Below are 22,990 nucleotides of genomic sequence, written 5' to 3'. Positions count from 1 at the left end.
TCAGGCTCCCCGACAGAGCCGCTGTCGACTTAGCCCTTGAACCCGAAAGTTCAAGGTGGAAGAAGCAGTAGGCTTTAAGGCTTTCCGTCTAGCGGACATGCACACCAGCCCAACGTGCAACTTCCAGGGTAGTGCGAATCGGCTCAGGGACATCGCCGACTGGCAAACACGCCAGGGAGTGGGGCGAGTATACCTTAAACAGACTCGGCAATCAGCCCTTGGGTGCGTCGGAATCGGTGGAAAGCACCAGATCCACGCGCTCGAGCAGGTCACGCACTTGCTCGCGGGTCGAGCCGCTGGCCTGCACGTCAGGGCGTTCCTGCTTGTGCAGCAGATCGTGGGTGATATTCAGCGCGGCCATCACGGCGATGCGGTCGGCGCCGATCACTTTGCCGCTGCTGCGGATTTCACGCATCTTGCCGTCCAGGTAACGCGCAGCGCTCACCAGATTGCTGCGTTCTTCCTGGGGGCAGATGATCGAATATTCTTTGTCGAGGATCTGCACGGTAACGCTATTGCTTGAACTCATGAGTCTTGCTCCAGGGCCTTCAGGCGCGAAATCATCGATTCGACCTTACGCCGGGCGATTTCGTTTTTTTCAATGAGGTGAGCGCGTTCCTCGCGCCAGGTCTTTTCCTGAGCTAATAGGAGTCCGTTTTGACTCTTTAGTTGCTCGACCCGATCAATTAGCAGTTCGAGTCTGGCCATCAGCGCTTGCAGGTCGGTGTCTTCCATTGGGTTCCACTGGATTTGTCTGATGAATGGCAACTGCAGGATAAACGATCTGACGCCCTCGATAGTCTTGGTGCGTCTGCCGGTGCTAGGATACAGCGCTCCATTCTAGACATTGCGCCGTCTGGCGCCTAGCTCACCATGCCCATTCAGAATTCCCCGTACGACGCTTTTTCCAAACTGCTGAGCACCAGCGGTCACCCATGCTCGCCTGCCGAACTGCACGGCGTGCTGTTGGGCCGCAGCTGCACCGGCGTGGGCTTTGATGCCGACAACTGGTTGGCCGACGTGGCCGAGCTGCTCGAAACCGAACCCAACGAAAACGTGCGCAACGCGTTGATTGGCCTGCAAGAGATGGTCAAGGGCGAGCTGACCGGTGACGACGTCACCGTGGTTCTGCTGCTGCCGACCGACGACGCCCCACTCACCGAGCGTGCTGCTGCCCTGGGCCAGTGGTGCCAGGGTTTCCTCCACGGTTTCGGCGTGAACGCCGGTGGCCTGGAGCTGAGCACCGACGCCAAGGAAGTGCTGCAGGACCTGGCAGCCATCTCCCAGGTGCAAGATGCCCTGGAAGAGTCCGAAGACGGCGAAGGCGACTACATGGAAGTGATGGAATACCTGCGCGTCGCGCCGTTGCTGCTGTTCACCGAGACCAAAAAGTCTGCTGAACCTGCTGCACCCAAGCCTTCGCTGCATTAAGAAAGGAACCCCATCTGCCCATGATTCATATCCCCAAAGCGGAATACACCCGTCGCCGCAAGGCGCTCATGGCGCAGATGGAACCCAACAGCATCGCGATCCTGCCGGCAGCCGCCGTGGCCATCCGCAACCGCGATGTCGAGCACGTGTACCGCCAGGACAGCGACTTCCAGTACCTGAGCGGTTTCCCCGAGCCCGAAGCGGTGATCGTGCTGATGCCCGGTCGCCAGCATGGCGAATACGTGTTGTTCTGCCGTGAGCGCAACGCTGAGCGCGAGCTGTGGGACGGCCTGCGCGCCGGCACTGAAGGCGCGATCCGCGACTTTGGCGCCGACGACGCATTCCCTATCACCGATATCGACGACATCCTGCCCGGCCTGATCGAAGGCCGCGACCGGGTATATTCGGCCATGGGCAGCAATGCCGAATTCGACCGGCATGTGATGGAGTGGATCAACGTGATCCGTTCCAAAGCGCACCTGGGCGCCCAGCCACCGAACGAATTCGTTGCCCTGGATCATCTGCTGCACGACATGCGCCTGTATAAATCGGCGGCAGAGGTAAGGGTGATGCGCGAAGCAGCGCGCATTTCCTGCGCGGCCCATGTGCGGGCGATGCAGGCCAGCCGTGCGGGTTTGCATGAGTTCAGCCTGGAGGCCGAGCTGGATTACGAGTTCCGTAAGGGCGGTGCGAAAATGCCAGCCTACGGTTCCATCGTCGCCGCCGGACGCAACAGCTGCATCCTGCATTACCAGCAGAATGACGCGCTGCTCAAGGATGGCGACCTGGTGCTGATCGACGCCGGTTGTGAGATCGACTGCTACGCCAGCGACATCACCCGCACCTGGCCGGTCAACGGCAAGTTTTCGCCTGAGCAAAAGGCGATCTACGAGATTGTGCTGGCCTCCCAGGAAGCCGCCTTCAAGCAGATCGCACCGAACAAGCATTGGAACCAGGCCCATGAGGCTACCGTGCAGGTCATCACCGCCGGCTTGGTGAAGTTGGGGTTGCTGCAAGGTGACGTTGACGAACTGATCGCCAGCGAAGCCTACCGCGCTTTCTACATGCACCGCGCCGGCCACTGGCTGGGCATGGATGTGCATGATGTGGGCGAGTACAAGGTCGGCGGTGAATGGCGAGTGCTGGAAGTCGGCATGGCCTTGACCGTGGAACCGGGCATCTATATTTCCCCGGACAACCAGAACGTGGCAAAGAAATGGCGTGGCATTGGCGTACGCATCGAGGATGACGTGATAGTGACCAAGCAAGGCTGTGAAATCCTGACCGGCGCGGTGCCCAAGACCGTTGCCGAGATCGAAGCACTGATGGCGGCTGCCCGATGAGCCGGGTCAACCTGGCGATTATTGGTGGTGGCCTGGTGGGTGCCAGCCTGGCCCTGGCGTTGCAGGCTGGGGCCAAGGCACGTGGCTGGAAGATCGTGCTGATCGAACCCTTTGCCCCGGGCGACAGCTACCAGCCCAGTTATGATGCGCGTTCTTCGGCGCTGTCCTTTGGTGCCCGCCAGATTTATCAGCGTCTGGGCCTGTGGCAGGACATTGCCCGCCGCGCCGAACCGATCAAGCAGATCCACGTATCGGACCGCGGGCGTTTCTCCACCGCGCGCTTGTCCGCCATGGAAGAGGGCGTACCGGCCCTGGGCTATGTGGTGGAAAACGCCTGGCTGGGCCAATGCCTGTGGCAAGGCCTGGATAAAGACGTCGTCAGCTGGCGCTGCCCCGCGGAAGTCACGCGCATGGAGCCGCTGCCTGATGGCTATCGCCTGACCCTCAACGATGAAACCGTGCTGGAATGCGACCTCGCGGTGTTGGCCGACGGCGGCCGCTCCGGCCTGCGCGAGCAACTGGGCATTGGCGTGAAGACCCGGCCCTACAACCAGAGCGCACTGATCGCCAATATCACCCCGAGCGAAGCCCACAATGGCGAAGCGTTCGAGCGCTTTACCGATGAGGGGCCGATGGCCTTGCTGCCGCTGCCGGACAACCGCTGTGCGCTGGTCTGGACCCGCATCGGCATGGACGCCCAGCGCCTGGCCGACCTTGACGAGCGCAGCTTCCTGAGCGAGTTGCAGGGCGTATTCGGTTATCGCCTGGGCACCCTCAAGCAAGTGGGCGCCCGTCATCTGTACCCGCTGACCCTGGTGGAAGCTGAAGAGCAAGTGCGCTCGCATCTTGCGGTCCTCGGCAATGCCGCCCACAGCCTGCACCCGATTGCCGGGCAGGGGTTCAACCTGTCCCTGCGCGATGCCAATGCCTTGGCCGAAGCCTTGTTGGCCGGCCCGGCAGTGCCAGGTGACCTGGCGACGTTGCAATGCTATCGGGATCGCCAGCGCCTGGACCAACAACTGACCGTAGGCTTTTCCGATCAGGTCACACGCTTGTTTGGCAGCGGCCAGCCGCTAATGGCGCTGGGCCGTAACCTGGGCTTGCTCGGCCTGGATCTGTTGCCGCCGGCCAAGCGCTGGTTCGCCCGCCAGGCCATGGGGCTGGGGGTGCGCTCCGATGTTTGAGCCGGCCCATCACTTTATTGGCGGCCTGTGCCGCACACGAGACAAGGCTTAAAGCATGGACATGCGCGCAGATGTGCTGATTGTCGGGGCCGGAATGGTCGGAAGCGCCCTGGCGCTGGCATTGCAGGGCAGCGGCTTGCAGGTGCTGCTGCTCGACGGCAGCCCGCTAAGCGTCAAACCGTTCGAGCCGGATGCGGCATTTGAACCGCGGGTGAGCGCGTTGTCCGCTGCCAGCCAGCGCATCCTTGAACGTCTGGGCGTATGGGACGGTATCGTCGCGCGTCGCGCCAGCCCTTACGGCGAGATGCAGGTGTGGGACGGCAGCGGTACCGGGCAGATTCACTTTTCGGCAGCCAGCGTGCATGCCGAGGTGCTCGGGCATATCGTCGAAAACCGCGTAGTGCAGGATGCCTTGCTGGAGCGCTTGCACGACTGCGACCTCGGCCTGCTGGCCAATGCGCGCCTTGAGCAGATGCGCCGCTCCGGCGATGACTGGCTGTTGACCCTGGCTGACGGGCGCAAATTGCGTGCGCCGCTGGTGGTGGCCGCCGATGGCGCCAACTCCGCAGTACGCCGCCTGACCGGCACCCCGACCCGCGAGTGGGATTACCTGCATAACGCGATCGTCACCAGCGTGCGCAGCAGCCAGCCGCACCAGCGCACGGCCTGGCAACGCTTTACCGATACCGGCCCGCTGGCGTTCCTGCCGCTGGTACGGGATGGGCAGGAAGATTGGTGTTCGATTGTCTGGTCGACCACGCCGGCTGAATCCGAGCGCCTGATGGCCCTGGATGATGAACGCTTCTGCCGGGAGCTGGAGCGCGCCTTCGAAGGGCGCCTGGGCACTGTGGTCAGTGCCGACCCGCGAGTTTGCGTGCCGTTACGCCAGCGCCATGCCAAACGCTACGTGGCCGAAGGCCTGGCACTGATCGGTGATGCTGCCCACGTTATTCACCCGTTGGCGGGGCAGGGCGTGAACCTGGGCTTTCTTGATGCGGCGGTATTGGCCGAGGTGTTGTTGGCGGCCACCGAGCGCGGCGAGCGCCTGGCAGATGTTAAGGTCCTGAGTCGTTACGAGCGGCGGCGCATGCCTCACAACCTGGCGTTGATGGCGGCAATGGAAGGCTTTGAGCGCTTGTTCCAGGCGGATCAACTGCCGCTGCGCTGGCTGCGTAATGCCGGCCTGAAAATCGTCGACCAGATGCCCGAAGCCAAGGCAGTGTTTGTGCGCCAAGCGCTAGGTTTGACTGGCGATCTACCAGAACTCGCTAAACCCTGAATTGAAACACAGTCCCCTGTGGGAGGGGGCTTGCCCCCGATGAGGCCCTCAACCCTCGCGCATATTCGGGCTGTGCAACATCTGGTAACGCCTCCGCCGAGCGTTACTAAATGTGAGTCCTTATCATTTGCTCTCAATTTGCAAATGAGAGACCGCACCCATGTTGGCACCCAAGCGCCTCCTGACTGCCCTGGCACTCACCCTGATCGGCAGCACCACCGTGCAGGCAGCCGACGAAGTCGTGGTCTACTCCTCGCGCATCGATGAGCTGATCAAGCCGGTATTCGATGCCTACACCAAGAAGACCGGGGTGCAGGTCAAGTTCATCACCGACAAGGAAGCGCCGCTGATGCAGCGCATCAAGGCCGAGGGCGAGAACGCCACCGCCGATCTGCTGCTCACCGTCGACGCCGGCAACCTCTGGCAGGCCGAGCAAATGGGCATCCTGCAACCGTTCACTTCCGCTGTGATCGACAAGAATATCCCGTTGCAATATCGCTCATCGGCCCACGCCTGGACCGGCTTGAGCCTGCGTGCGCGCACTATCGCCTATTCCACCGAGCGGGTGAAACCGGGCGAACTGACCACCTACGAAGCCCTGGCAGACAAGCAATGGGAAGGCCGCCTGTGCCTGCGTACCGCGAAAAAAGTCTACAACCAGTCACTGACCGCCACGTTGATCGAAACCCATGGCGCGGCCAAGACCGAAGAGATCGTCAAGGGCTGGGTCAACAACCTGTCCACCGACGTGTTCTCCGATGACATCGCCGTGCTGGAAGCCATCAATGCCGGACAGTGCGACGTGGGTATCGTCAACACCTACTACTACGGCCGCCTGCACAAGCAGAAGCCGGATCTGGCGGTGAAACTGTTCTGGCCGAACCAGGGCGACCGTGGCGTGCATGTGAACCTGTCGGGCATCGGCCTGACCAAGCACGCGCCGCACCCGCAAGCAGCCAAGGCGCTGGTGGAGTGGATGACCACGCCTGAGGCGCAGAAAATCTTTGCCGACGTGAACCAGGAGTTCCCGGCCAACCCGGCGGTACCGCCATCGGCGGAAGTGGCGAGCTGGGGCAAGTTCGTGGCCGATACCTTACCGGTAGAAGTGGCGGGCAAGCGCCAGGCTGAAGCCATTCGCCTGATGGATCGCGCTGGCTGGAACTGAATGTGTAAATTGCCACAGATCTAAATGTGGGAGGGGGCTTGCCCCCGATAGCGGGGTATCAGTCTAATCATCATTGACTGGCACTCCGCTATCGGGAGCAAGCCCCCTCCCACATTGTTTTGTGTTTGTCTTCGAATAGTCTGTTCTATAGAGAGCTTTTCCTTGGCCCACCCCGCCCAACGCCGCTGGTACCTGCCGGTCTTCACCGTCGCCGCCCTGGTGCTGCTGCCGCTGAGCGTGCTGCTGCTGTCCTGGCAAAGCATCGACCACCAGATCTGGTCCCACCTCTGGGACACCCAGATGCCGCGCTTGCTGGGCAACACCCTGACCCTGGTACTCGGCGTCGGTATTGGTGTGACGCTGCTGGGCGTGAGCCTGGCCTGGCTGACCAGCCTCTGCGAATTCCCCGGGCGACGTTGGCTCGATTGGGCGCTGATGCTGCCCTTTGCGATCCCGGCTTATGTGCTGGCCTTCGTGTTCGTCGGTCTGCTGGATTTTGCAGGGCCCGTGCAAACCCTGCTGCGCGAATGGTTCGGCAATGGGCTGCGTTTGCCGCGAGTGCGCTCCACCAGCGGCGTGATCATCGTGTTGGTGCTGGTGTTCTATCCCTACGTTTACCTGCTTGCACGTTCTGCGTTCCTGGCCCAGGGCAAAGGCTTGATGGAAGCGGCGCGGGTATTGGGGCAATCGCCATGGCAAGCATTCTGGCGCGTGGCGTTGCCGATGGCGCGACCAGCGATTGGTGCCGGTGTGGCCCTGGCGTTGATGGAGACCCTGGCAGATTTTGGCGCCGTCTCGGTGTTCAATTTCGACACCTTCACCACGGCTATCTACAAAACCTGGTATGGCTTTTTCAGCCTTTCCAGCGCCGCGCAACTGGCCAGCCTGTTGCTGCTGGTTGTGATGTTGGTGCTGTATGGCGAGCGGCGCGCGCGCGGGGCCAGCCGGCCGAGCAATGAGCGGCCACGCGGCAAGGCGTTGTACCAGCTGCACGGGCTCAAGGCCGTGGCGGCGAGCGCCTGGTGCGGCCTGGTATTTGCCTGTGCGTTTGTGATCCCGATGCTGCAACTGGTGGCCTGGTTCTGGCAGCGCGGGCGCTTCGACCTGGATGAGCGCTATACGGGCCTGATCGTCCACACCCTCTACCTGGGCGGTATTGCCGCGCTGATTACGGTCAGCGTGGCGATGATCCTGGCCTTTGCCAACCGCCTGGCGCCGACCCGGGCGATTCGCTCCGGTATCAGCCTGGCCAATGTCGGTTATGCCTTGCCGGGCTCGGTGCTGGCGGTGTCGATCATGTTGGCGTTCAGCTACCTGGACCGCGAGCTGGTGGTGCCACTGTCCGGCTGGCTGGGCGGCGCGGGCAGGCCCTTGCTGTTGGGCAGCCTGTCGGCATTGGTGCTGGCTTACCTGGTACGGTTCCTGGCAGTGGCCTACGGGCCTTTGGAAAACAGCCTGGCGCGCATTCGTCCGTCATTGCCCGAAGCTGCACGCAGCCTTGGGGTGAGCGGTCCACGACTGTTTTGCAAAGTGTATCTGCCGTTGTTGTTGCCCGGCACCTTGAGCGCGGCGCTGCTGGTGTTCGTGGATGTACTCAAGGAAATGCCCGCGACATTGCTGATGCGCCCGTTTGGCTGGGACACGCTGGCGGTACGGATCTTCGAGATGACCAGTGAAGGTGAATGGGCGCGGGCTTCTTTGCCGGCGTTGACCCTGGTGCTGGTCGGGTTGTTGCCGGTCATCGGGCTGATCCGTCGCTCTGCTCGGCAAATCGGTTAGGTGCCAGTCCTACGGCATGAGGCTACAATGCGCGGCATTCGGTGCGCTCCGTCTTTCGGATCGACCTGCTGTATGTGGCTGCGGGCCTTGTAAATCAAGGTGTTCGGCGCAAGTGGCAGCTCTGCGCACCTTCGCCAAGCCCGGAAGGAGAAACCCATGGGACAGCGTACGCCTTTGTATGACCTGCATCTCGCCCTCGGCGCGAAAATGGTCGATTTTGGCGGTTGGGATATGCCTTTGCATTACGGCTCGCAGGTTGAAGAACACCATCAGGTGCGGCGCGACTGTGGGGTGTTCGATGTATCTCATATGACCGTAATCGATGTCACCGGCCCTCAGGCCAAGGAATGGCTTCAGCACTTGCTGGCCAATGACGTCGATCGATTGCACGGCTGCGGCCGTGCGCTGTACAGCGCCATGCTCAACGAGCAAGGCGGAGTGGTGGACGATATGATCGTCTACCGCACGGAAACCGGTTACCGGCTGGTGGTCAATGCCGCCACCCGCGATCAGGATATGGCCTGGATGCAGGCGCAACTGGGCGATTACCAGGTGCAGCTGCATGAGCGGTCCGAATTGGCCATGCTTGCCATCCAAGGGCCCCACGCCCGGCATAAGATCGCCGAACTGGTGACTCAGTCCCGTGGCATCCTGATCCACCAGCTCAAGCCGTTCGAAGGCCATGCCGACGGCGACTGGTTTATCGCCCGTACCGGCTACACCGGCGAAGACGGCCTGGAAATTGTCCTGCCCGCCGACCAGGCACCGGGTTTTTTCAACGATCTGGTGGGGGCGGGCATTTCACCTATCGGCCTCGGCGCTCGCGATACCTTGCGCCTGGAGGCCGGCATGAACCTGTACGGCCAGGATATCCATCAGCAGGTATCGCCCCTCGCGGCCAATATGGCCTGGAGCATTGCCTGGGAACCTGCCGGACGCAATTTTATCGGTCGTGCCGCGCTGGAAGCGGAAAAGGCGGCCGGTGTGCAGTTCAAATTGGTCGGGCTGGTGCTGGAAGAGCGTGGAGTTTTACGCGCTCACCAGGTGGTTCGTATCGCCAATGTTGGCGAAGGAGAGATCACCAGTGGTAGTTTCTCGCCTACGCTAAGCAAATCCATTGCCCTGGCGCGCGTACCGGCGGCGACTGCCGACCGGGCCGAAGTGGAAATCCGCGGCAAGTGGTACCCGGTTCGAGTGGTCAAGCCGACCTTCGTACGCCATGGTAAAACCTTGATCTAACTATTTTCCGGCAGGCCAATGGCCGCTGACATTTCTTCTTGAGGACACAGACTATGAGCAATATCCCTGCCGACCTGCGTTTTGCCGAAAGTCACGAATGGGCCCGTCTGGAAGCTGATGGCACCGTGACTGTCGGCATCTCCGACCATGCACAGGAAGCTTTGGGTGATGTGGTGTTTGTTGAGTTGGCAGAGGTGGGTGCCAATTTTGCAGCGCAAGGCCAGGCGGGTGTGGTTGAGTCGGTGAAAGCCGCTTCGGATATCTACTCGCCGGTTGCTGGCGAAGTGATTGCTGTCAACGAAGAGCTGAGTGGCAGCCCTGAGCTGCTGAACTCTGACCCTTACGGCGCCTGGATCTTCAAGCTCAAGCCAAGCGACAAGGCTGAACTGGACAAACTGCTGGATGCCGCCGGCTACAAAGCCGCCATCGGCGAGTAAACGCAATAGCTGCAACAGCACACATCAATGTGGGAGCTGGCTTGCCTGCGATTGGATCACCCGTGTATCACCGATACACCGAGGTGCCCGCATCGCAGGCAAGCCAGCTCCCACAGTTGATTGGGGTGTGCCTGCTGGTTGTGTTCAGTCTTTTTTCAGTACCGCTTTAACCGCCGCTACAGCCCGCTCCACATCCGCCTCTGTCATCGCCGTAAACATCGGCAACGACACGATCAAACGCCCAACACGCTCCGCCACCGGGAACATGCCTTCCTTGAAACCCTGTGCCCGATACAGGCTCAGCAAGTGGATCGGCGGGTAGTGATAGCCAATGCCAACGCCGTGGGCCTGCATCTGCTCCATGAACGTTGCGCGAGCAGGCAAGCCGTCCTGGCGCTCCGGCAACACCAGTTGGAACAGGTGCCAGTTGCTGTTCTCGAAATCCGCCGGCGGCAGTTGCGCGCCATATTTCTCTTCGAAGTCACTGCCAAAGCACTGGAAGTAGTGGCGTGCCAGGTTCTGGCGGTGGGCCGTGATCTTCTCGATATGCGCAAACTGCCCCAGGCCAATGGCGGCGGCGATGTCGGTCATATTGAACTTGCCGCCCAGGACATCCACATCCAGGCCATCGAAACCGGTGCGGGTCACGCCCTGCAGGCGATACTTCTCTGCCAGGCGAGCCTCCTCGGCGTTGTTCAACACCAGGCAGCCACCCTCGGATGAGGTGATGTTCTTGTTCGCCTGAAAGCTGAACGACACGAAGTCACCGGTTGCACCGATGCGTTCCCCGTCCCAGCTGGAGCCCAAGGCTTGCGCGGCGTCTTCCACGATACGCAGGTTGTACTTGTTGGCCAGCGCGTAAAGCATCGGCATGTCCAGGGGCAAGCCCGCCAGGTAGACCGGGATGATCGCTTTGGTACGTGGGGTGATTGCCGCCTCAACCTGGGCCAGGTCAATGTTGCGGGTAATCGGGTCGATATCGGCGAACACTGGAGTAGCGCCGACTTCGAGGATGACGTTGGCGGTGGCCACCCAGGAAATCGGTGTCGTGATGACTTCATCCCCAGGCCCGATACCGGCGATGCGCAAGGCGATCTCCATGGTGCAGGTGCCCGAGTTGAAGGTGCGCACCGGCCGCCCGCCAAAGTATTCCGACAACTGCGCCTCGAACGCCTGCACTTTTGGCCCGCTGGTGATCCAGCCGGAACGCAGGACATCGCCGACTGCCGAAATGGTGGCTTCATCAATGGTTGGTTTGGAAAACGGCAGGAAAGGCTGTTGGCTCATGACGAAGAAGGCATCCGTTCAAGATAGGCGATGAATGTTAAACGTGTCAGTAACGCATGGTTGCACGGCAAGACTGAATATAGCCTGTCGCTTATGAACGATTCGTCATAGGGCAGGCAAAAAAATGCCGCTTGAAAAAGCGGCATTTTTTATCGGTGCGGCTGTTACTCGGTTACAGCATTCTTCGCCAGGATGGCGTTAGCCAGTTCCATGTCCGTGGCCTGAAGGCCAGGGTTTTCGGCGCGGACCTTCTGCATGGCCGCTTCCAGGTACGGGCCTCGGATGCCGCCGTCGCTGGCGACGAAGCTGCCCGCGTCGTCCTGGGCGGCGACTACCAGCTTGTGGTCCTTGAATGTCAGGTAAGTCGAGCCAGTGGTGGCGCCCGACGAGATGACATTACGCCAAAAGCTATCGGCCATGGCTGAGCCGACAGGTAGGGAAAGCACAGCGAGGGTTGCGACAGCATATTTAAGACGCATGATGGGTGACTCCGGTGGGTTATCTGTACGTTTTGATTGTAGTTAAGTCGATCCAGTTCCATCACTGACTAAACAGTTTCAACCTCTAAAATCACCCCATCCTGACCAACCACGCGTACTTGAGCGCCTGCTGGGGCATCGGCACCGGTGACCATCCACACGCCATCGCCGACTTTAATCTTGCCCCGGCCATCCACAATCGCCTGATGCACCATGAAGGTGCGCCCGATCAATTCGGAGCCGCGCTCGTTCAACCCCGGTTGATCGCTGACCTTGGCGCTGCTGCGTTGGCGCTTCCACCAATACACGGCCGTCAGGATCGACAGCAAGGCGAACAGCAGCAGTTGCCACTCCAGCCCGAGTGGCGGGACCAGGAACGTGATCACCCCCACTGCGGCCGCGGCGATACCCATCCACAGCAGGTACCCACCGGCGCCGAACACCTCAAGAATCAACAGCACAGTGCCCAGCGCCAACCAGTCCCAGAACGACAAATGCAGCAAAAAGTCCCACATGGTGTTGGCCTCAGCCTTTCTGGTTGCCGAAAGTCGCCTTGACGATTTCGCCGATGCCGCCCACGGCGCCAATCACCTGGCTGGCTTCCAGCGGCATCAGGATGACCTTGCTGTTGTTGGCCGACGCCAGCTTGCCCAAGGCATCGATGTATTTTTGCGCGACGAAGTAGTTGACCGCCTGCACATTGCCCGACGCGATGGCTTCGGACACCACTTGTGTCGCCCGAGCTTCGGCTTCGGCCTGACGCTCACGTGCTTCGGACTCCAGGAACGCGGCCTGGCGGCTACCTTCGGCTTCAAGAATCTGCGCCTGCTTCTTGCCTTCGGCCGTCAGGATCGCCGACGCACGCAGGCCCTCGGCTTCGAGGATCTGTGCACGCTTGATTCGCTCGGCTTTCATCTGGCCGGACATGGCGGCCATCAGGTCGGCGGGTGGGCTGATGTCTTTGATCTCGATACGGGTGATCTTGATGCCCCACGGCGCAGTGGCTTCGTCCACGGTGCGCAGCAGCTTCTCGTTGATGCCATCACGCTGGCTGAGCATGGCATCAAGTTCCATGGAGCCCAGGACGGTACGGATATTGGTTTGCAGCAGGTTGCGGATTGCGTGTTCGAGGTTGTTGACCTCGTAGGCCGCCTGGGCGGTGTTGACCACCTGGAAGAAGCACACGGCATCGATCTGCACGGTGGCGTTGTCGGCAGTGATGACTTCCTGGGGCGGAATATCCAGCACGCTTTCCATCACGTTGATCTTGCGACCGATGCGGTCCATGACCGGGATGATGATGTTCAGGCCGGGCTTGAGGGTGTTGGTATAGCGGCCGAAACGTTCGACCGTCCATTGGTAGCCCTGGGGCACCACTTTGAAACCCATGAACAGGATGGCGATGGCCAAGCCCACAAAAAGAAGCAGTACGGTTCCGATCTGCATAGCGATTCCTTATCTGAAGATGTCAGTGAACGACGTTGGGCCGATTGTAGCGGTCTGGTCACCGATAAGGACGGTTTCACGGCCCAACAAATAAAGGATTTGTTTCTGAATCCCCAGGCGTGACCCGTAATATTTCCGTCATCGTGGTCACGCCGGCGTTCACTTTATCGATGCCGGCCATGCGCAAGCTGTTCATGCCCTGCGCGAGTGCCTCACGGCGTAGCGCCTGTATGTCCGTACCGGGAGTCACCAGCGCCTTGAGCGCTGGGTCCAACGGCATGATTTCATACAGCCCGGCTCGGCCTCGATAACCGCTGTCACGGCATTCCATACAACCGACGGCCTCGTAGCAGCCTATGTTCTCCACACCCGTCACACGCTTGCAGTGGGTGCACAAAACCCTCACCAGACGCTGCGCCATGACGCCTATGAGTGTGGCCTTGATCAAATAATGAGCAATGCCAAGCTCCTGCAGTCGGCTGATGGCGCTGGGCGCATCGTTGGTATGCAGGGTCGAGAATACCAGGTGCCCGGTCAGTGCGGCCTGTATGGCCATCTCGGCGGTTTCCCGGTCACGGATTTCACCGATCATGATGATGTCCGGGTCCTGGCGCAGCAGGGCGCGGACGCCGCTGGCAAAGGTGAGGTCGATATTGTGTTGGACCTGCATTTGATTGAACGCCGGCTCGACCATTTCAATCGGGTCTTCTACCGTGCACAGGTTGACCTCTCGGGTCGCCAGTTGCTTGAGGGTGGTGTAGAGGGTGCTGGTCTTGCCCGAGCCGGTCGGGCCTGTGACCAGGATGATGCCATTGGCTTGCCGAGTCATGGCGTGCCAGCGCTGCTGATCGGCGCTCGACAAGCCCAGCTGGTCGAAGTCCTTGAGCAGCACCTGAGGGTCAAAAATCCGCATCACCAGCTTTTCGCCAAACGCGGTTGGCAGGGTCGAAAGGCGCAATTCCACTTCCGCGCCTGCCGGGTTCCTGGTCTTGACGCGACCATCCTGGGGTTTGCGTTTCTCGGCCACATTCATTCGCCCAAGACTTTTCAAGCGGCTGACCACTGCGGTGGTGACCTGAGGCGGAAATTGATAGACGTCATGCAACAGCCCGTCGATGCGAAAACGCACCCGGCCCTGATCGCGACAGGGTTCGATATGAATATCGCTGGCCCGTTGGGCAAAGGCGTATTGCAACAGCCAGTCGACGATATTGACGATATGCGCGTCATTGGCATCGGGCTCCTTGTCGCTGGCGCCGAGGCTGAGCAGTTCGACGTTGCCGGGTATCGCCATTTTCTGATCGGCGCCGCTGACTGACTTGGCCAAGCGGTAGAACTCGTGGAGGCAACGCTGGATATCGCGGGGGTTGGCCACCACGCGCTTGATGGTGCGTTTGAGCACTTGAGCGAGCCCGGCTTCCCAGCCGCTGATGTACGGTTGGGCGCTGGCGATCGTGACGCTTTGGGCATCCACGGCGACCGCAAGAATGCCGTGGCGCTGGGCGAAGGCATGGGACATCAACGGCACCACGCTCGCCACGTCGATCTTCAACGGGTCGATGCGCAGGTAAGGCTGACCTGCATGTTGTGCCAGCCATTGGGTCAGGGTCTCAAGACAAGGGCCTTGGGCTGCGATGCATTCCAGGGGATGTTGAGTGCAAGATGCTGCCTGAATGCTATGTGCCGCCTGTGCGGTAATCAGCCTTTGCTCGATCAACGCCGGCAATAATTGGTGCAGTTCCAAGGGGTGGTCGAGGGAGGCAGCGGTCATGCAGGTTTCCTGGGCGGTTTGGGGTGTAATCCCAGACTAGTCAGCCGCTGGAAATCCTCGTTCCCAGGTGTATTGCAGGTTTTTACCGCGCCGTCGCCGCCAGTGCCTGAGGCCGCTCGGCATCAGCCGGCCAGAACTCCAGGTCGCAGACACTGATCAGGTTTCGAATCTTTTCACCGATGACTTGGGCACGGTGCCAGCTAAGGCCGTCGATCACGATATCGATATTCAGCAGGTCGGCGTCCCGGCTCATATTGACGTGGGCTGGCGTCAGGAACTGCAGCGCAAAGTAGTTCAGCACCCGGCACAGCACGTCGGGCTCAGCCTCGGCGACGATCCGATAGTGCGCCTGACAGTGGGCGCTGTTGACGGCCCACGCATCGACGCGGGTGACAGGGTGGGCGGTTTCGACGGCGTGCATACTGACTCTCCAAAATCGACTGGAGGAATTTTCACATTCGCCTAGGGAGATTTCTTATCTAAGATGAGCCTTATTGGCGCATTATCGAATCAATCAATTCAAAAAATACACCTCTACAGGTATTTCTATGCACAGCGAGTTGGACGTCTACGATCGCCGCATTCTGGCCCTGCTGCAAGAGGACGCCTCGCTCTCCAGCGCACAGATCGCCGAGCAGGTCGGCCTGTCGCAGTCTCCGTGCTGGCGACGCATTCAGCGGCTCAAGGAAGAGGGCGTGATCCGGGGCCAGGTCACCCTCTTGGACCGCAAGAAAATCGGGCTCAACACGCAGATTTTCGCCGAGATCAAACTCAACGCTCACGGCCGCTCCAACTTCACTGAGTTCACCGAAGCGATTCGCGGATTTGCGGAGGTGCTGGAGTGTTATGTGCTGATGGGGTCGGTGGATTTTCTGCTGCGCATCGTCACTTCGGACATCGAGGCGTATGAGCGGTTTTTCTTCGAGAAGTTATCGATGGTGCCGGGGATCCAGGAGGTCAACTCCATCGTGGCGTTGTCGGAGATCAAGTCCACTACCAGCCTGCCAGTATTGCGCTGACAGGGCGGGCCTCATCGGGAGCAAGCCCCCTCCCACACAATGTGGGAGGGGGCTTGCTCCCGATGCGATTTTACAGGCGCAGGAGGGTCTTCCAGGCCCGGTTCTGATACACCGCAATCGCCTGGTGCATACGCGCATCCAGCGATTCATCGGTGATCGGCTGGTTAGCCAACTGCGCCAGCTTGTTCAGCTCGCCGTACAAACGGTCCAGTTCCGCAATGTCTACCACATGGCGCGCATGGTGCAGCCAGGCCTGGATGCGTTCGATGCGCGGCAGTTGCTCGGCGAGGTCTTCGGGCTGTTGCTGGTAGCGCGGCAGTTGCAGGGCCACGGCGTCGTCGGCCAGCAAGCGTGGCAGCCAGTTGGTGATTTGCGCAGCACCCTGGCGGTTGCCGCGCACGTTGCGCTCGGCGGTCCAGGTACGGGCCAGCAGCCAGCGCGAGGTATTCAGTGAGAACAGGCCCCAGCGTACATCTTGCAATTCTTCGATGAACTGCTCCGGTGCGGCTTTGCGAATGTCTTCATCGTCGTCACCGGCCTGGACCAGCGGGCGCCAGTCTTCCAGCAGTGCATCCAGGGCGCTGCGCAGTTCGCTGGTGGATTGGCGCGGCGCGGCCTGGCCGAGGCTGCCGATCAGCGCGCGCAACTCACCCAGGTTCTCGACCCAGTCCTGCAGCAAGCGCCAGTGGCCGTTGAAACGGTATTGCTCGGCCAGGCGCTGGCTGCTGCCCAACAGGTGCCACATGATTGCGGCGAAAGCATCATCCAAAGGCATTTCGGCGTGGATCTGCGGTGCCGGCAGGCTCAATGAGTAGCTGCTCGCGTCATACAGGCGGTAGCCGCGCTCGGCTTTGCTGATGTCACAGGGCATCAGCGCCAGGGTCGCAGCCAGTTCGGCGGCCAGCTCCAGCAGGGCGGCGGGTTCGCCTTCGCGCAATTCCAGTTCCAGCTCGCAGATTTCTTCCTTCTGCTTGCCGACCACCACATGGCCCAGGTCCAGGGCGGCTTCGATCACCACCTTGGCCTTGCCACGGCCCCAGGCGATTTCGGCGCGTTCACGCACGAAGTCGGTGGTGAAGATCGGCTTGAGGGTCTTTTTGTCCAACTCGGCCAGTTGCTCGGGCCAGCACTCGCCGTCGAGTTTCTTCACATCGAGCTTGGCTTTGGGCAGGTCCCAGTTGTACTCGTTGCGTTCCGACAAGCCGGCGACGCTTTGGCCACGGGTTTTGAGGGTCTGAATGATGTCGTCACCGTCCTTGCGCAGGCGCAGGGCGACCTTGGCCTGCGCCAGGTCGCGCTCGGGGGTGTCGAAGTACTGATTCATCAACTCACGGCGTTCCCAGCCACTTTTGTTGCGTTTTTTCAGTAGCGGGTGCTCACGTAGCGCGGCGAGTGTTTCGCGGCTGACGCGGAGCTTGATTTCGGTTTCTTTCTGCATGGCCGGAAAATCCAGGATCGGGAGCGCAGCCGGGGAAAAGTGTGGCTGCCAAGGTCGTGCAGTGTACAGGACTGAGCCCGGCAACGTGCCGCAACGGTTTATTGTGTTGGGCAGATGCCTCTATAGTGAGGTTCATCCGGGAAGTTGGGAGACCGCGCATGCCGTTACCGTCCATGAAAGAGCAGTTCGCCGCCTTGATCGCCGCGCCGTCGGTGAGTTGCACCCAAGCGTCTCTCGACCAGACCAACCGCCCGGTGATCGATCTGCTCGCCGCGTGGCTGGGCGACTTGGGTTTCGCTATCGACATCCAGCAAGTCGGCCCTGGCAAGTTCAACCTGCTCGCCAGTTTCGGCAGCGGCCCCGGTGGCTTGGTGTTGGCGGGCCATAGCGATACGGTTCCTTATGATGAGGCGCTGTGGAAGACCGATCCGCTCAAGCTGACGGAAGTCGATGGCCGTTGGGTGGGGCTGGGCAGTTGCGACATGAAGGGATTTTTTGCCCTGGCCATTGAAGCGGTGTTGCCGTTGCTGGACCAGCCGTTCAAGCAGCCGCTGCTGATCCTCGCCACCTGTGACGAGGAAAGCTCCATGTCCGGCGCGCGTGCGCTGGCCGAGGCGGGAAGGCCGCTGGGACGGGCGGCGGTGATTGGCGAGCCAACTGGGCTCAAGCCGATCCGCCTGCACAAAGGCGTGATGATGGAGCGCATCGACATCCTCGGCCGCAGCGGCCACTCGTCGGACCCAAGCCTGGGCCACAGCGCCCTCGAAGCCATGCACGATGCCATCGGCGAACTGCGCGGCCTGCGCCTGGCCTGGCAGCGCGAATACCGCAACGCGCAATTCAGCGTGCCGCAGCCGACCATGAATTTCGGCTGTATCCACGGCGGCGACAACCCTAATCGCATCTGCGGCCAGTGCTCCCTGGAGTTCGATCTGCGACCCTTGCCGGGCATGGACCCTGAAGTGCTGCGTGCGGCGATCCGGCAGAAGCTCGAACCCTTGGCCGAGCGTCATAAGGTCAAGATCGACTACGCGCCGCTATTCCCCGAAGTGCCGCCTTTCGAGCAGCCCGAAGACACCGAGTTGGTGCGGGTGGCGGAACGGTTGACCGGTCATCGTGCTGAAGCAGTAGCGTTCGGCACCGAAGCGCCTTATCTTCAGCGCCTTGGTTGTGAAACCCTGGTGCTTGGCCCCGGCGACATCGCCTGCGCCCACCAGCCGGGCGAGTACCTCGAAATGTCACGCTTGACGCCTACAGTGCGTCTATTGCGGGAATTGATCGAACATTACTGCCTGAAACCTGCATAAATTAACCTTTGCCCATTCGTACATAAGGAGAGCGAGCGTGTCGCCAAGCCTGTTCCGACGATAACCATCAGCCCGCTGTGCGTTTTTGCGACTCATCCTTTTTCGGCTGCTTTTTATTACAGGCCCAGGTGTTATGCCCGAATACGTTAATTGGCTTCGTCACGCTTCGCCCTATATCAATGCCCACCGCGACTGCACCTTTGTGGTCATGCTGCCTGGCGACGGTGTGGAACATCCCAACTTCGGCAATATCGTCCACGACCTGGTGCTGCTCCACAGCCTGGGCGTGCGGCTGGTGCTGGTGCACGGTTCGCGTCCGCAGATTGAAACCCGCCTTGAAGCACGCGGCCTGACCCCGGCTTACCACGAAGGCTTGCGCATCACCGATGCGGCGACGCTGGAGTGCGTGATCGACGCTGTCGGCCATCTGCGTATCGCCATCGAAGCGCGCCTGTCCATGGACATGGCCTCGTCGCCCATGCAGGGCTCGCGCCTGCGCGTGGCCAGCGGCAACCTGGTGACGGCGCGCCCGATTGGCGTGCTTGAGGGCGTTGACTATCACCACACCGGCGAAGTACGCCGGGTCGACCGCAAAGGCATCAACCGCCTGCTGGACGAGCGCTCTATCGTGCTGTTGTCGCCGTTGGGCTACTCGCCTACCGGTGAAATCTTCAACCTGGCCTGCGAAGATGTCGCCACCCGCGCCGCCATCGACCTGGGTGCCGACAAATTGCTGCTGTTCGGCGCCGATCCCGGCCTGATCGATGAGAACGGCCGTCTGGTACGTGAATTGCGCCCGCAGCAAGTGCCTGCGCACCTGCAACGCCTGGGAAGCAACTATCAAGCCGAGCTGCTCGACGCCGCTGCCGAAGCCTGTCGGGGTGGAGTAGGGCGCAGCCATATCGTCAGCTACGCCGAAGACGGTGCCTTGCTCACCGAGCTGTTCACCCGCGACGGCGGCGGTACGCTGGTGGCCCAGGAGCAATTCGAACTGGTGCGCGAAGCGGCGATTGAAGACGTCGGCGGTTTGCTGGACCTGATCAGTCCGCTGGAAGAGCAGGGCATTCTGGTGCGTCGTTCGCGGGAAGTGCTGGAGCGGGAAATCGAACAGTTCAGCGTGGTCGAGCGCGAAGGCATGATCATCGCGTGCGCAGCGCTGTATCAGATCGCGGATTCGGATGCGGGCGAGCTGGCGTGCCTGGCGGTGAACCCGGAGTACCGCCACGGCGCGCGCGGCGATGTGTTGCTCGAACGCATCCAGACCCGTGCACGTGCGCAGGGGTTGAAGACCTTGTTCGTGCTCACCACGCGCACGGCCCACTGGTTCCGTGAGCGCGGTTTTGTGCCGAGCAGCGTGGACCGCCTGCCGTCGGCGCGTGCGTCGCTGTACAACTATCAGCGCAACTCCAAGATCTTCGAGAAAGCGTTGTAAATGTCGGAGGGGCGGTGCGACGATTCGACTTGCTCCCGATAGCGGTGGGTCAGTTAACAGATAAGTCACTGACAGACCGCTATCGGGAGCAAGCCCCCCTCCCACATTGGACCGCGTTTATTCTGTGATGAATTTGTCGGTCACATAGGCCGAATAGTCCGGCAACACCGTCTCCACCTTGCCTTGCTCCTTCAAGAACTTCGCCGTCTCCCCAATCGCCTTCGCCGTGCCGCCCTTGAGCAGCGCGTCGGTCTGTTGTGCCTGCGCATCGGGAAACGTCGTGCCCGCCAGCAACTCTGGAATATCGTCGGCATTGGAGCCTGTCAATTTGGCGATCTTCTGCACCGGTTCCGAATCCACCGTCCAACTGTCTTTATGCGCGGCATAGTCGGCGAATGAATCGAGGGTGACCTTGGCAAACCTGGCCACTACCTCAGGATGTTTTTCGGCGAAATCCTTGCGTGCTACCCACACCTCAAACGTCGGTGCGCCCCATTGGCCCACCTGCGCCGCATCGGTCAGGGTTTTGCCGGTCTTGCGGATTTCTCCCAGGGCCGGTGACCACACGAATGCGCCGTCGATATCGCCGCGCTTCCAGGCGGCGGCGATTTCGGCCGGTTGCAGGTTCACCACTTTGACTTGCTTAGTGTCCAGCCCCCAATGCTTCAGGGCGCCGAGCAGGCTGTAATGGGAGGTTGAGACGAAGGGTGTGGCGATGGTTTTGCCGATCAGGTCTTCGGGTTTGTCGATGCCACTGCCATTACGCACTACCAGGGCTTCAGAAGCGTTGATCTGTGCCGATACGATAAACGCGACGATGGGTAGATTGCGCGAAGCGGCTGCGGCGAGGGGGCTGGAGCCGAGGTTGCCGATTTGTACATCACCCGAGGCAATGGCCGTGACCACCTCCGGGCCACTGTTGAACCGGCGCCAGGCGATTTTCTCACCAATGGTTTTTTCGTAGAGGCCGTCGGCTTGGGGGACTTTGCTGGGATCGATGCCGGTCTGGTAGCCGACCGTCAAATCGGCCGCGCTGACACCAAAAGAAAGTAATACCGATACAAAAACTGTAACAAATTGACGGGAGGATGTGCGTTTGGCCATGATGGCGTCGCCTTTTTGATCGTGAGTGACGTATGCAACCGTACGGCCACACTAATCGATCTAAAAAAGCACTGGTAAATACCCTTTAGGAATTAGCTTATGGAGCGGTTCGTGTCACTCGACCCACCCGCTTCACGCATCCGCTTATTCCCGAATCGTATGAAAAAGAATGAAACAATTCTTTTTGGGTGTATGAAAAACTCATTACCCTGCAGGGACCAAATCAACTGCGATTAGACGAAGGTAGTAAACGCACAAGGTTACGATTGACTTGCTAGTCACTATCTGGCGCTAATCGCGCATCTGTGGATCCAGGGCGTCAGACCCGGGGCCAAAGAAATACAAAAATTAGAAATGAGAGGAGCGTTACATGAAGAAGTCCACCTTGGCGTTGGCTGTGACCCTGGGCGCAATCGCTCAGCACGCAGGCGCTGCCGGTTTCATCGAAGACAGCAAGGCAAGCGTCAGTTCCCGAACGTTGTATTTTGATAACGACCAGCGTGATGGCGGCGCAGATCAGCGCGAAACAGCCACAGGCTTGAAGTTCAACTACCTGTCTGGTTTTACTCAAGGCGTCGTTGGCTTTGGTATTGACGCTCAGGCACTGGTCGGTTTTCACCTGGATGGTGGTCGTGGCCATCACCCAAACAGCAACTCCTTCGTTCCAAGTGATACCGATGGCTCTGCCGTCAGCAGTTGGAGCAGCGCGAGTGCCAACGTCAAGGCCCGCTTCTCCAAGACAGAGGCTCACTTGGGTGGTGCTCTGATGCCGAACTTGCCGGTCGTCATTGCGAGCGACGGTCGTCTGCTGCCACAAACCTTTGAAGGCGGCACTATCACCTCCAAAGAAATCGACAATGTGACCTTTAATGCCGGTCAACTTGAACATGCTACTGGCCGTGCCTCAAGCAACAGCACTGGCTTGGCTGTCAATGGTGGTACGAGAGACAGTAACCAGTTCCGTTTTGGTGGCGCTGACTGGAAGGTCACCAAAGACCTGACCCTGCAGTACTACTACGCGAATCTGGAAGATTACTACAAGCAACAATTCCTCGGTCTGGTGCACGTTTACCCGATCACCGAGGGGCAGTCGTTCAAGACTGACTTGCGCTACTTCGACAGCAGTTCTGATGGCAAGAACGGCAAGACTGGGTATGCGTTCAACAACAACGGTGGCTATGCGAAGAACAATGGCGAGGTTGATAACAAGACCTGGAGTGCCATGTTCACCTACACCTTGGGTGGCAATGCCTTCCTGCTCGGCCATCAACGCGTCAGCGATGACGGTGGTTTTGTCTGGCTGAACCAAGGTAGCGTTGTAGACGGTAATGGACGTAACGAAGGTGCCGGCGGCTCGAGCTTCTATCTGTTCACCGACAGCATGATCAACTCCTTTGTCCGCGCCGGTGAAAATACCACCTTCGGCCAATACTCGTATGATTTTGCTGCGCTAGGTGTTCCGGGTCTGAGAACCTCGATCGCCTACCTGCATGGTGACAACATCAAAGCCAAAAACGGCGGCAGTGATCAGTCCGAGTGGGAACGCGATATGCGTATCGACTACACCATTCAGCAAGGTGCGCTGAAGGGCTTCGGCACCACACTGCGTCACGGTGCTTATCGCGGCAGCGGCACTGGTATCCAGGACCAGGATCAGACCCGTCTGATCTTCAACTACACCTATAGCTTCCTGTAACACTAAGGTAATTTGTTGAAAAACCTCGCGCTTGCGCGAGGTTTTTTTTGCACTTTCTCAAGTCGGGCTCAACCCCCGCAAGCCCTTCCTGATTTCCTCTTTGTACAGCGTCTCAAGGCCTTCTCGAACCTTGGAGTGGATGTTGATCCTCGCC

General features: G+C 60.2%; 22 protein-coding genes and 1 other RNA gene. 12 read left to right on the top strand and 11 right to left on the bottom strand.

The features are described from left to right. Window positions 1-2: 2 nt before the first annotated feature. From ssrS to FW800_RS11925, 3 genes are all read right to left on the bottom strand, one after another. A non-coding RNA gene (gene ssrS / locus FW800_RS11935) (6S RNA) lies at window positions 3-181 on the bottom strand. Window positions 182-211: 30 nt separating this feature from the next. After that, the gene (locus tag FW800_RS11930; RefSeq protein ID WP_005792389.1) at window positions 212-529 is read right to left on the bottom strand and encodes a cell division protein ZapA; all 318 of its coding nucleotides are present in this window, start codon (window positions 527-529) and stop codon (window positions 212-214) included. Next, a complete protein-coding gene (locus FW800_RS11925; RefSeq protein WP_003177365.1) occupies window positions 526-735 on the bottom strand; it encodes a TIGR02449 family protein in 210 nt (69 codons plus the stop codon). The genes FW800_RS11930 and FW800_RS11925 overlap by 4 nt, the downstream gene beginning before the upstream one ends. Before the next feature lie 138 nt (window positions 736-873). Here FW800_RS11925 and FW800_RS11920 point away from each other — a divergent pair, with 138 nt between their 5' ends. The 8 genes from FW800_RS11920 (at window position 874) to gcvH (ending at window position 9,857) form a co-directional block, all read left to right on the top strand. Next, window positions 874-1,431: a YecA/YgfB family protein gene (locus FW800_RS11920; RefSeq protein WP_216090456.1), complete on the top strand. Its 558-nt coding sequence runs from the start codon at window positions 874-876 to the stop codon at window positions 1,429-1,431. Between the two features lie 20 nt (window positions 1,432-1,451). Then, window positions 1,452-2,774 carry a Xaa-Pro aminopeptidase gene (pepP, locus tag FW800_RS11915; protein WP_032878828.1) on the top strand — a complete coding sequence of 441 codons (1,323 nt, stop codon included), beginning with the start codon at window positions 1,452-1,454 and terminating at the stop codon, window positions 2,772-2,774. After that, entirely contained in the window at window positions 2,771-3,958 is a 1,188-nt protein-coding gene (gene ubiH / locus FW800_RS11910; protein WP_446437696.1) for a 2-octaprenyl-6-methoxyphenyl hydroxylase, read from the top strand. The genes pepP and ubiH overlap by 4 nt, the downstream gene beginning before the upstream one ends. Before the next feature lie 61 nt (window positions 3,959-4,019). Further along, window positions 4,020-5,237 carry a 2-octaprenyl-3-methyl-6-methoxy-1,4-benzoquinol hydroxylase gene (locus FW800_RS11905; RefSeq protein ID WP_446437753.1) on the top strand — a complete coding sequence of 406 codons (1,218 nt, stop codon included), beginning with the start codon at window positions 4,020-4,022 and terminating at the stop codon, window positions 5,235-5,237. A 160-nt stretch (window positions 5,238-5,397) separates the two neighbouring features. Further along, window positions 5,398-6,402: an extracellular solute-binding protein gene (locus FW800_RS11900; protein WP_078822595.1), complete on the top strand. Its 1,005-nt coding sequence runs from the start codon at window positions 5,398-5,400 to the stop codon at window positions 6,400-6,402. 162 nt (window positions 6,403-6,564) lie between these two features. Beyond that, entirely contained in the window at window positions 6,565-8,181 is a 1,617-nt protein-coding gene (locus FW800_RS11895; RefSeq protein ID WP_446437695.1) for an ABC transporter permease, read from the top strand. Window positions 8,182-8,337: 156 nt separating this feature from the next. Further along, window positions 8,338-9,420, top strand: coding sequence for a glycine cleavage system aminomethyltransferase GcvT (gcvT, locus tag FW800_RS11890; RefSeq protein ID WP_005792381.1), 1,083 nt, complete (start codon window positions 8,338-8,340; stop codon window positions 9,418-9,420). Between the two features lie 53 nt (window positions 9,421-9,473). Further along, entirely contained in the window at window positions 9,474-9,857 is a 384-nt protein-coding gene (gcvH, locus tag FW800_RS11885; RefSeq protein ID WP_446437694.1) for a glycine cleavage system protein GcvH, read from the top strand. A 144-nt stretch (window positions 9,858-10,001) separates the two neighbouring features. On the opposite strand, the gene FW800_RS11880 is transcribed toward gcvH, so the two are convergent. From FW800_RS11880 to FW800_RS11855, 6 genes are all read right to left on the bottom strand, one after another. Further along, window positions 10,002-11,144 carry a DegT/DnrJ/EryC1/StrS family aminotransferase gene (locus FW800_RS11880; protein ID WP_446437693.1) on the bottom strand — a complete coding sequence of 381 codons (1,143 nt, stop codon included), beginning with the start codon at window positions 11,142-11,144 and terminating at the stop codon, window positions 10,002-10,004. A gap of 164 nt (window positions 11,145-11,308) precedes the next feature. Continuing rightward, entirely contained in the window at window positions 11,309-11,623 is a 315-nt protein-coding gene (locus tag FW800_RS11875; RefSeq protein ID WP_135290698.1) for a DUF2388 domain-containing protein, read from the bottom strand. A gap of 68 nt (window positions 11,624-11,691) precedes the next feature. Further along, on the bottom strand, window positions 11,692-12,138 hold the full coding sequence (locus tag FW800_RS11870) for an NfeD family protein (protein WP_446437692.1): 447 nt from the start codon (window positions 12,136-12,138) through the stop codon (window positions 11,692-11,694). A 10-nt stretch (window positions 12,139-12,148) separates the two neighbouring features. Then, a complete protein-coding gene (locus FW800_RS11865) occupies window positions 12,149-13,069 on the bottom strand; it encodes an SPFH domain-containing protein (protein WP_003195285.1) in 921 nt (306 codons plus the stop codon). Window positions 13,070-13,145: 76 nt separating this feature from the next. Beyond that, a complete protein-coding gene (locus FW800_RS11860; protein ID WP_446437691.1) occupies window positions 13,146-14,840 on the bottom strand; it encodes a GspE/PulE family protein in 1,695 nt (564 codons plus the stop codon). Between the two features lie 82 nt (window positions 14,841-14,922). Continuing rightward, window positions 14,923-15,261, bottom strand: coding sequence for a hypothetical protein (locus FW800_RS11855; RefSeq protein WP_446437690.1), 339 nt, complete (start codon window positions 15,259-15,261; stop codon window positions 14,923-14,925). Between the two features lie 127 nt (window positions 15,262-15,388). Here FW800_RS11855 and FW800_RS11850 point away from each other — a divergent pair, with 127 nt between their 5' ends. Next, window positions 15,389-15,859, top strand: a complete 471-nt coding sequence (locus FW800_RS11850; RefSeq protein WP_005792372.1) for an Lrp/AsnC family transcriptional regulator — start codon at window positions 15,389-15,391, stop codon at window positions 15,857-15,859. Window positions 15,860-15,929: 70 nt separating this feature from the next. Here the strand turns inward: FW800_RS11850 and FW800_RS11845 are convergent, their stop codons facing one another. After that, window positions 15,930-17,297, bottom strand: coding sequence for a CYTH domain-containing protein (locus FW800_RS11845; protein WP_005792371.1), 1,368 nt, complete (start codon window positions 17,295-17,297; stop codon window positions 15,930-15,932). Between the two features lie 158 nt (window positions 17,298-17,455). On the opposite strand from FW800_RS11845, the gene argE reads away from it, so the two are divergent. Together argE and argA are read left to right on the top strand one after the other, a co-directional pair. Further along, window positions 17,456-18,604 (top strand): acetylornithine deacetylase, encoded by a 1,149-nt coding sequence (gene argE / locus FW800_RS11840; protein ID WP_446437689.1) that lies wholly within the window; start codon window positions 17,456-17,458, stop codon window positions 18,602-18,604. Window positions 18,605-18,737: 133 nt separating this feature from the next. Continuing rightward, the gene (gene argA / locus FW800_RS11835) at window positions 18,738-20,036 is read left to right on the top strand and encodes an amino-acid N-acetyltransferase (protein WP_005792368.1); all 1,299 of its coding nucleotides are present in this window, start codon (window positions 18,738-18,740) and stop codon (window positions 20,034-20,036) included. Between the two features lie 117 nt (window positions 20,037-20,153). On the opposite strand, the gene tauA is transcribed toward argA, so the two are convergent. After that, window positions 20,154-21,140 carry a taurine ABC transporter substrate-binding protein gene (gene tauA, locus FW800_RS11830; protein ID WP_446437688.1) on the bottom strand — a complete coding sequence of 329 codons (987 nt, stop codon included), beginning with the start codon at window positions 21,138-21,140 and terminating at the stop codon, window positions 20,154-20,156. A gap of 370 nt (window positions 21,141-21,510) precedes the next feature. On the opposite strand from tauA, the gene FW800_RS11825 reads away from it, so the two are divergent. Continuing rightward, window positions 21,511-22,836: an OprD family outer membrane porin gene (locus FW800_RS11825; protein WP_446437687.1), complete on the top strand. Its 1,326-nt coding sequence runs from the start codon at window positions 21,511-21,513 to the stop codon at window positions 22,834-22,836. Window positions 22,837-22,990: the final 154 nt, after the last annotated feature.

The organism is Pseudomonas sp. 910_23 (assembly GCF_052850795.1).
This window is presented reverse-complemented; position numbering and strand designations above follow the sequence as displayed.